8 protein-coding genes are annotated in these 8,143 nt (G+C 48.1%); 3 read left to right on the top strand and 5 right to left on the bottom strand.

Features of this window, described 5'->3' with window-relative positions:
* Positions 1 to 266 precede the first annotated feature (266 nt).
* Together AC4E7D_RS01170 and AC4E7D_RS01165 are read left to right on the top strand one after the other, a co-directional pair.
* Positions 267 to 815 carry a GNAT family N-acetyltransferase gene (locus tag AC4E7D_RS01170; protein ID WP_490171967.1) on the top strand — a complete coding sequence of 183 codons (549 nt, stop codon included), beginning with the start codon at positions 267 to 269 and terminating at the stop codon, positions 813 to 815.
* A complete protein-coding gene (locus tag AC4E7D_RS01165) occupies positions 812 to 1,969 on the top strand; it encodes a serine hydrolase domain-containing protein (protein ID WP_490171966.1) in 1,158 nt (385 codons plus the stop codon). The genes AC4E7D_RS01170 and AC4E7D_RS01165 overlap by 4 nt, the downstream gene beginning before the upstream one ends.
* On the opposite strand, the gene AC4E7D_RS01160 is transcribed toward AC4E7D_RS01165, so the two are convergent.
* The 4 genes from AC4E7D_RS01160 to AC4E7D_RS01145 form a co-directional block, all read right to left on the bottom strand.
* The gene (locus AC4E7D_RS01160) at positions 1,966 to 3,120 is read right to left on the bottom strand and encodes a methionine aminotransferase (RefSeq protein ID WP_490171965.1); all 1,155 of its coding nucleotides are present in this window, start codon (positions 3,118 to 3,120) and stop codon (positions 1,966 to 1,968) included. The two genes, AC4E7D_RS01165 and AC4E7D_RS01160, sit on opposite strands and share 4 nt — an antisense overlap.
* A 97-nt stretch (positions 3,121 to 3,217) precedes the next feature.
* Entirely contained in the window at positions 3,218 to 3,964 is a 747-nt protein-coding gene (locus AC4E7D_RS01155) for a succinate dehydrogenase/fumarate reductase iron-sulfur subunit (RefSeq protein ID WP_490171964.1), read from the bottom strand.
* A 6-nt stretch (positions 3,965 to 3,970) separates the two neighbouring features.
* Positions 3,971 to 5,974 (bottom strand): fumarate reductase/succinate dehydrogenase flavoprotein subunit, encoded by a 2,004-nt coding sequence (locus tag AC4E7D_RS01150; RefSeq protein ID WP_490171963.1) that lies wholly within the window; start codon positions 5,972 to 5,974, stop codon positions 3,971 to 3,973.
* A 2-nt stretch (positions 5,975 to 5,976) separates the two neighbouring features.
* On the bottom strand, positions 5,977 to 6,645 hold the full coding sequence (locus AC4E7D_RS01145) for a succinate dehydrogenase cytochrome b subunit (protein ID WP_490171962.1): 669 nt from the start codon (positions 6,643 to 6,645) through the stop codon (positions 5,977 to 5,979).
* 220 nt (positions 6,646 to 6,865) lie between these two features.
* On the opposite strand from AC4E7D_RS01145, the gene AC4E7D_RS01140 reads away from it, so the two are divergent.
* Positions 6,866 to 7,753 (top strand): RimK family alpha-L-glutamate ligase, encoded by an 888-nt coding sequence (locus AC4E7D_RS01140; RefSeq protein ID WP_490171961.1) that lies wholly within the window; start codon positions 6,866 to 6,868, stop codon positions 7,751 to 7,753.
* Here AC4E7D_RS01140 and AC4E7D_RS01135 read toward each other — a convergent pair.
* A complete protein-coding gene (locus AC4E7D_RS01135) occupies positions 7,750 to 8,139 on the bottom strand; it encodes a DUF2721 domain-containing protein (RefSeq protein WP_490171960.1) in 390 nt (129 codons plus the stop codon). The two genes, AC4E7D_RS01140 and AC4E7D_RS01135, sit on opposite strands and share 4 nt — an antisense overlap.
* Between the last annotated feature and the right edge of the window lie 4 nt (positions 8,140 to 8,143).

Below are 8,143 nucleotides of genomic sequence, written 5' to 3'. Positions count from 1 at the left end.
AAACAACAAAATTGGAATTTAATCGTTAGATTAGAACCCTTTATCGGATTTTGAATCAACAAGAACTAATTATTTTAATGCTATGGAGGCCCAAATGACCCAGAAGCCTGTTGAAGAAGAAGTACAGGTGTACCGTAACGATTTCTTTAGTGGAATTGTTATGCTGGCTAAAAAGCTTTTTATGCTGTAAACAGCCTGAAGTAAAAATTACAAAGGAGCAGATCAACAGGTTTGCTCCTTTTTTATTTGCTTGTATTTTAGGGGGCATGGAACGCCGAATCATCAAATGTTCTGAAACGCACCTCAATGCGCTGGCCAGTATTGCGGAAAAAACCTTCAGGGATGCTTTTGAAGCCGCAAACAATCCTGAAGATTTTGAGGCCTATATCTATGAAGCCTTTCATCCTGAACAACTACTCAGGGAATTGCGTACCGAGGGGGCATCATTCTACTTTCTCTATGACAAGGAGGAACTGCTTGGGTATTTCAAAACCAATGAGTACCAGGCACAAACCGACATACAGGATCCGGAAGCCCTTGAACTGGAGCGCATTTACGTACTCCCGGAACATCAGGGGAAAGGTCATGGGCAATATATGCTTAAAGCGGTTCAGGAACAGGCCATTGCCCTGGGGAAACACTACCTGTGGCTTGGGGTATGGAAGGAAAACCGGGATGCTGTTCGGTTTTACGAATCCTTCGGTTACCGCATTTTTGGGGAGCACCCGTATTATGTGGGGAAAGACCGGCAGATGGATTGGCTCATGAGGCTTGATTTGATTACCTTACCTGGAAATTCGAATTCCACATCATGAAAAAGCACCTTCTTTTTGCACTTGTTTGCATTCTATTGAGTACGGGCCTTATGGCCCAGGACGTCCAATATTTTCCGGAACGCAATGCGGCCTGGACGGAAAAATCAGCTGCCTCCATGTCCCTGGATGAAGGAAAACTGAAGGAGGCCGTTACTTTCGCAGCAAACAATGAATATTCCGGATCCCGCGATCTGAGGCGTGCCATTCTCAAGGGGTTCGAAAGGGAACCTTTTCACGAAATCCTCGGGCCGACTAAGAAAAGGGGAGGACCTGCTGGTATGATCCTCAGGAAAGGCTTTCTGGTGGCCAAGTGGGGAGATGTAAAGCGGGTGGATATGACCTTTAGCGTTACCAAGAGTTTTTTGTCCACAATGGCCGGGCTGGCAGTAGACCACAAGCTGATTGTCAGTACTTCAGACCGTGTTGGGAATTACATCTGGGACGGAACTTTTGACGGTGAGCACAACAGCAAGATCACCTGGTCCCATTTATTGCAGCAAAACTCAGATTGGAGCGGATCCCTATGGGGTATAAAGGACTGGGCAGACCGCCCTCCCAGAGACGGGGGCCTGGACGATTGGAGATACAGGGAACTCCTGGAGCCGGGGACGGTAATGGAGTACAACGATGTACGGGTTAATGTATTGGCCTATTCCCTTACCCATGTCTGGAGAAAACCCCTGCCCAGGGTCTTAAAAGAAGAAATCATGGACAAGATTGGCGCCTCCACCACCTGGAGGTGGCATGGCTACAAAGATGCCTGGACCGAAATTGACGGCCTCAAAATGAAGTCGGTCACAGGAGGAGGTCATTCAGGAGGGGGTATTTTTATCTCAGCGGAAGACATGGCACGATTTGGACTACTTTTCCTCAACCGGGGGAAATGGAAGGCTAACCAACTGATCAGTGAGGCATGGATAGCCGAGGCCCTTGAGCCTTCACAACCCAATCCCAATTACGGTTATATGTGGTGGTTAAACCAGCTCGGGAATCGCAATTGGGAAGGCTTGCCCGAAGATATTTTTTACGCCGCAGGTTTCGGCGGGAACTTTATTGTAGTATGCCCCAAAGAGGATTTGGTAGTGGTTACCCGATGGCTGGAACCCAGCAAGATCGGTGAATTTATGGAGATGGTTTACGAATCCCTGGATTAGATCTTATTCAGGATTTCCACTGCTTTTTCGAGCGTTTCTCGCTGCTTGGCAAAACAGAAGCGGAGTTGATTATGATCTTCCTGCTGCTTGTTAAAGACGGATACCGGGATACTGGCAATGCCATATTCTTTGGTGAGTCGCTCTGCCATTTCAATATCAGGTTCATTGGAAATATCCGAATAGTCCAGTAACTGGAAATACGTGCCCTGAGCCGGAATGAAATTGAAACGGGAAGCTGAAAGCCCTTCGAGGAAGAAGTTGCGTTTGGCTTCAAAAAAAGTACCCAGCTGCATGTAATGCGCCGGGTTCTTCAGGTAGGCAGTAAGTGCATGCTGTAAGGGGTGGTTTACACAGAAAACTGCAAATTCGTGGATCTTCTGGAATTCCCTCATAAGGTATTCCGGAGCCGCACAATAGCCCATTTTCCAACCGGTAACATGAAAGGTTTTACCAAAGGAGGCACAAATAAGGCTGCGGGAGGCAAGGTCCGGGAATTTTGAAGCGCTCTCATGGACATTATTGTCGAAAACGAGGTGCTCGTACACTTCATCACTCACCACCAAAATATCTGTTCCTTTTAATATCGCCTCCAGGCGAAGCATATCCTCTTTTGAGAAAACTGTTCCGCTGGGATTGTGCGGGGTATTGATGATGATCATTCGTGTCCTTGAACTGATATGATCGGCAACCTCCTGCCAGTTTACCTGATAGTCATTTCCCTTCATTTGAATAGGAACCGGTGTCCCTCCATTGGCTTTTATAGCCGGTTCGTACGAGTCATAAGCGGGCTTTAGGACAATGACTTCATCGCCAGGCCATACGAATGCCGATATTGCGGTAAACAAGGCCTGGGTGGCCCCAACCGTGACCGTGATTTCCTTTTCGGGATGATAGGTGGCACCGTAGCATCTTTGGATTTTCTCGGCGATCTGTTCCCTCAGTGGAAATATGCCGCCCAGGGGAGCATACTGATGATAGCTTTTGCCCATAGCTTCATGTACACAAGCCAGGAGTTTGGGATCCGGCTCAAAATCCGGAAAACCTTGCGACAGGTTCAGGGCCCCGTATTGCCCGGCCATTTGGCTCATGGTGGTGAAAATGGAAGTGGGAAGCTCAGGAAGTTTGGAAGGGGGTAAACTGAAGTTAGCCATGGATCATCTGCATCTTTGGTTAAAAATAGAAAATAAAACCACGACCCATAAAAAAACCCCGGACTTACCCGGGGTTGTAACATATTTCTGAGACCGATTATCCCTTGGCGGTTGCCGTAAGATATTCCCGGTTCATCCTGGCGATATTCTCCAGGGAAATGCCTTTGGGGCATTCCACCTCACAGGCACCGGTATTGGTACAGTTGCCAAAACCTTCGAGGTCCATTTGGCGTACCATGTTCCGTACGCGGTCAGCAGCTTCAACGCGCCCCTGTGGGAGTAAAGCAAACTGGGAAACCTTAGCTGAGGTAAACAGCATGGCACTTGCATTTTTACAGGCTGCCACACAGGCTCCGCATCCAATACAGGTAGCTGCATTAAAGGACTTATCAGCCATATCTTTCTCAATAGGTATCGCATTCGCATCTACCGTATTACCGGAGGTGTTAACGGAAACATAGCCTCCAGCCTGTTGTATCCTTTCGAACGCACTCCTGTCTATTATCAAATCCTTGATAACCGGGAATGCTTTTGCCCGGAAGGGTTCAATCACAATGGTGTCCCCATCATTGAAACGCCTCATATGCAACTGGCAAACCGTGATCCGGGTGTCCGGACCGTGTGGCCTTCCATTGATCTGCAGGGAACAGGTTCCGCAAATCCCTTCCCGGCAGTCGTGATCAAACTCGATAGGCTCCTCACCCTTTAAGATGAGGTCCTCATTGAGTACGTCAAGCATTTCGAGAAAAGACATATCGCCTTCAATCCCATCGAGGGTATAGTCTACCATTTTCCCCTTGGAATTTGCATCCTTTTGGCGCCAAATCTTTAAATATAATTTCATAGCAATTTATTTATAAGATCGAGTCTTAAGTTCAACATTTTCGAATACAAGTTCTTCCTTGTGTAATTTTGCATCTTTGGGCTCTCCCTTGAATTCCCAGGCCGAAACATACCGATAGTTTTTATCGTCGCGTAAAGCCTCTCCTTCGGGAGTCTGATATTCTTCTCGGAAATGTCCGCCACAGGATTCCTGTCGGTCCAGAGCATCCATGGCAAAAAGTTCACCTATTTCCAGGAAATCCGCAACCCTTCCTGCTTTTTCCAACTCTTGGTTTTTGGCATTTGCCTCACCCGGAACTTTCACATTCTTCCAGAAATCCTCACGCAAATCGGCAATTTCCTTAATGGCCTCCTTGAGCCCTTTTTCATTTCTGGACATACCGCATTTCTCCCACATGATCTTACCCAACTTTTTATGGTAATAATCAACGGTGTTCTCCCCTTTTACGGAAAGCAAGCGGTTGATTTTATCGCGAACAGCATTTTCGGCTTGATCGAATTCAGCACTGTCTGTGGAGATAGGTCCGGTGCGTATATCATCAGCCAGGTAGTCCCCAATGGTATACGGCAGCACAAAGTAGCCATCTGCAAGGCCCTGCATCAGGGCTGATGCCCCAAGCCTGTTCGCCCCGTGGTCGCTGAAATTCGCTTCTCCCGCGGCGTAACAGCCGGGGATGGTAGTCATCAGATTGTAATCCACCCAAAGGCCGCCCATGGTGTAGTGTACGGCAGGATAGATCATCATCGGGGTTTTATAGGGATTTTCGTCCACTATTTTCTCATACATCTGGAACAAGTTTCCGTACTTGGCTTCTACGATTTCTTCGCCCAATTTGCGGATGGTCGCCTTATCGGCATCCTTCATACCCAGGGTATAAGCTTTCTCTTTCCCGTAACGTTCAATGGCCGCTGCAAAATCCAGGTAAACGGCCTCACCGGTCTTATTCACTCCGTATCCTGCATCACAACGCTCTTTGGCTGCCCTTGAAGCCACATCCCGTGGTACCAGGTTACCAAAGGCAGGGTACCTTCTTTCCAGGTAATAATCCCGGTCTTCTTCGGCCAGTTCAGTTGGCTTGAGCCTTCCTTCGCGTATAGCCTTGGCATCTTCCAGTTTTTTGGGCACCCAGATCCTGCCATCGTTCCTGAGAGACTCGGACATCAGGGTGAGTTTTGACTGATGGTCGCCAGATACCGGGATACAGGTTGGGTGGATCTGTGTAAAGCAGGGGTTGGCAAAAAATGCCCCCCTTCTGTGTGTCCTCCACGCGGCCATCACATTGGCCCCCATGCAGTAGGTGGACAGGAAAAACAGGTTGCCATACCCTCCAGAAGCGATCACTACGGCATGGGCAGCATGCCTTTCAATCTCACCGCTAATCAGGTTACGGGCAATAATCCCCCTGGCCTTTCCATCTACGAGGACCAGGTCCAGCATTTCATGCCGGGTGTAGGATTTGATCTTTCCCCTGTTTATTTGTCGGTTCATCGCTCCGTATGCCCCGAGAAGGAGTTGCTGGCCCGTCTGACCCTTGGCGTAGAAGGTGCGCGACACCAATACCCCACCAAAGGATCGGTTATCCAAAAGGCCGCCGTATTCCCGTGCAAAAGGTACACCCTGTGCCACACACTGGTCGATGATATTGCTCGAAACTTCTGCCAGGCGGTATACGTTCGCTTCGCGCGAGCGGTAATCCCCTCCTTTTATCGTGTCATAGAACAGGCGGTAATCGCTGTCCCCATCTCCCTGATAGTTCTTGGAGGCATTGATCCCTCCCTGGGCGGCAATGGAGTGTGCACGCCTTGGGGAGTCCTGATAGCAGAAGGTTTTTACATTATATCCCAATTCAGCCAGGGAAGCCGCCGCAGAAGCACCGGCAAGCCCCGTACCTACCACAATGACATCTATATTCCTTTTGTTGGCAGGGTTAACCAGGTTGATCTCGTTCTTATGTTTGGTCCATTTTTCGGCTAATGGCCCGGATGGTATTTTAGAATCAAGTTTACCCATAATTAATGCATTAAAGGATTCAGGTGATGATACAGTGCAATGAATATGAATGCAAGCGGTATCACCACCGCATAAATTTTAGTGAACCTTGTTATCCCCGCGCTGTATTTATTGTTCACCCCCATGGTTTGGAAGGAAGAAGCAAAGCCATGCCAGAGGTGCAGGGAAAGCAAAACAAAGGAAACCACATAAAATATGGTTCGCCACATCGGAGCGAACTTGGCCACGGTCTCCTCGTAATATCTTGTGGGATCGGCAGGATTGGCCTCTATGTATTTGTACGTCATTTCATGGATCCAGAAATCGTAAAAGTGAAGCCCCAGGAATGCCAGAACTACCATACCCGTGAGGATCATGTTACGGGAAACCCAGGGTGCATTAGCCCCTCCTGAGAACTTTACATAACGGACGTCCCTGGCCATTTTGTTCTGGTACTCCAGGACAATGCCCATTACAAAATGGATGACTACACCGGCAATCAGTATGGGTTGCATCAGGTACTGCACCACCATGTTATAGCCCATAAAATGCGACCACTCGTTAAAGGTGTCCGGATCTATAACCGAAGCCAGGTTTATGGTGACGTGTAGTAAGAGAAAAATGACAAGAAAAAGCCCGGAAAGCGCCATGACCACCTTGCGGGCGATAGAGGATTTTATCAATGCACTCATTGGAGATAAATTTGAATGCTCAAAAATACGGCACACCCTATTTATTAACAAACATCTTGGGGGTTTCGTTTATATTTAGACTGATTATAAGCAAGAGCTATTCTTACCCAAAGCGCCTTACATAGCTTTTTAATAGCCGATTGAATTCTCCGTCCTAATGGTGCTTTCGTTTTTTTACCCGATATTCACTAACTGAATAACCACCAACCTTAAGATAATCATGGACCTAGGGCTCCTTTCGGTAAGTATGAATGTGTATTCTACCAAACGCATCGCCGAGGAAGCAGAATTACGGGGGCATTACATAGAACTCATAGACCACACCAAGTGTTCCGTAAAGCTGGGTTCCGGAAAACCAAAGATCTACCTGGGGGATGAAAACATAACGGATGAATTTCATGCTATTATCCCGCGAATTGGGGCAAAGGTTACCCGCCATGGGGCAGCCATAGTAAAACAGTTTGAATTAAACGGTATATTCAGCACCGCAAGAGCGCTGGGGATCATAAGGGCCAGGAATAAGGTCCGCACCCTACAGATCATGTCTCGCAGGCAGATCCCCATTCCCGAAACCCTTTTCTCCATCAACCCCGATAACATTGAGGACCAGATTAAGATCCTGGGGGGCACCCCTGTCGTGATCAAACTACAGGAAGGCACGCACGGGCTTGGGGTAATCCTCGCAGAAAGCAGAAAGTCTGCCAAGTCTATCATCGACACCTTTTATAAGATGAACACCAGTATCTTGTTACAGAAGTACATTGCAGAAGCCAAAGGAGAAGACATCCGAATCTTTGTAGTTGGCAACCGCGTCGTGGCCAGCATGAAACGGTCGAGTATGATGGAAGAATTCCGGTCCAATGTGCATAGGGGAGCAGATACCGAAGAGGTTTCCATAACGGCCAAAGAGAAGGAGATTGCACTTAATGCAGCCAAATATCTGGGCCTTGGGGTTGCCGGGGTGGACCTGATCCGGTCAAAGAGCGGACCTTTATTGCTGGAGGTAAATGCCTCTCCCGGCCTTCATGGTATTGAAACCACCACAGGGGTTAATGTGGCCAGGGAAATAATAAAATACGTGGAACACTACGCCCGTCGCAAGCGTTAACCCTCCATATCTGTCAGCTGGGTACTCAGGGATTGGGTGGACAACTGAACTTCTACAAGGCTTAGTACCAGGGATATCATCAGCGCCAGCAGACTACCCCCGAAGATCATATTCGCCCATACCACAAACTCCACATAGATAAGGAACATGGTGATTGCACTCAGCAGAAAACTGATGATGGCCACGGCCTGCATTTGTTTTATGATCTTAAGACGGCGTTGCAACTGCTTTACCTGCTTGCCAATTCTTTTGGAACCCGTTGCCTTGAATTCTGCATGTAATTGCCTGATGAGCGCAGCAATGGCCAGATAACGCGCATTGTAAGCCAGCATGCTCAGAGAAATGGCCGGGAACAAGAGGGCCGGAATACTTAGTGTTAACTCCACAATA

The sequence above is a fragment of the Lentiprolixibacter sp. genome, assembly GCF_982873095.1.
The sequence above is the reverse complement of the archived record's forward strand: the minus strand, read 5'-3'. Positions and strand labels throughout refer to the sequence as shown.

Coding starts and splice junctions, on each gene's coding strand:
- AC4E7D_RS01170 (WP_490171967.1), top strand. CDS start 267: ATGGAACGCCGAATCATCAAATGTTCTGAAACGCACCTCAATGCGCTG.
- AC4E7D_RS01150 (WP_490171963.1), bottom strand. CDS start 5,974: ATGGGTAAACTTGATTCTAAAATACCATCCGGGCCATTAGCCGAAAAA.
- AC4E7D_RS01140 (WP_490171961.1), top strand. CDS start 6,866: ATGGACCTAGGGCTCCTTTCGGTAAGTATGAATGTGTATTCTACCAAA.
- AC4E7D_RS01145 (WP_490171962.1), bottom strand. CDS start 6,645: ATGAGTGCATTGATAAAATCCTCTATCGCCCGCAAGGTGGTCATGGCG.
- AC4E7D_RS01155 (WP_490171964.1), bottom strand. CDS start 3,964: ATGAAATTATATTTAAAGATTTGGCGCCAAAAGGATGCAAATTCCAAG.
- AC4E7D_RS01165 (WP_490171966.1), top strand. CDS start 812: ATGAAAAAGCACCTTCTTTTTGCACTTGTTTGCATTCTATTGAGTACG.
- AC4E7D_RS01160 (WP_490171965.1), bottom strand. CDS start 3,120: ATGGCTAACTTCAGTTTACCCCCTTCCAAACTTCCTGAGCTTCCCACT.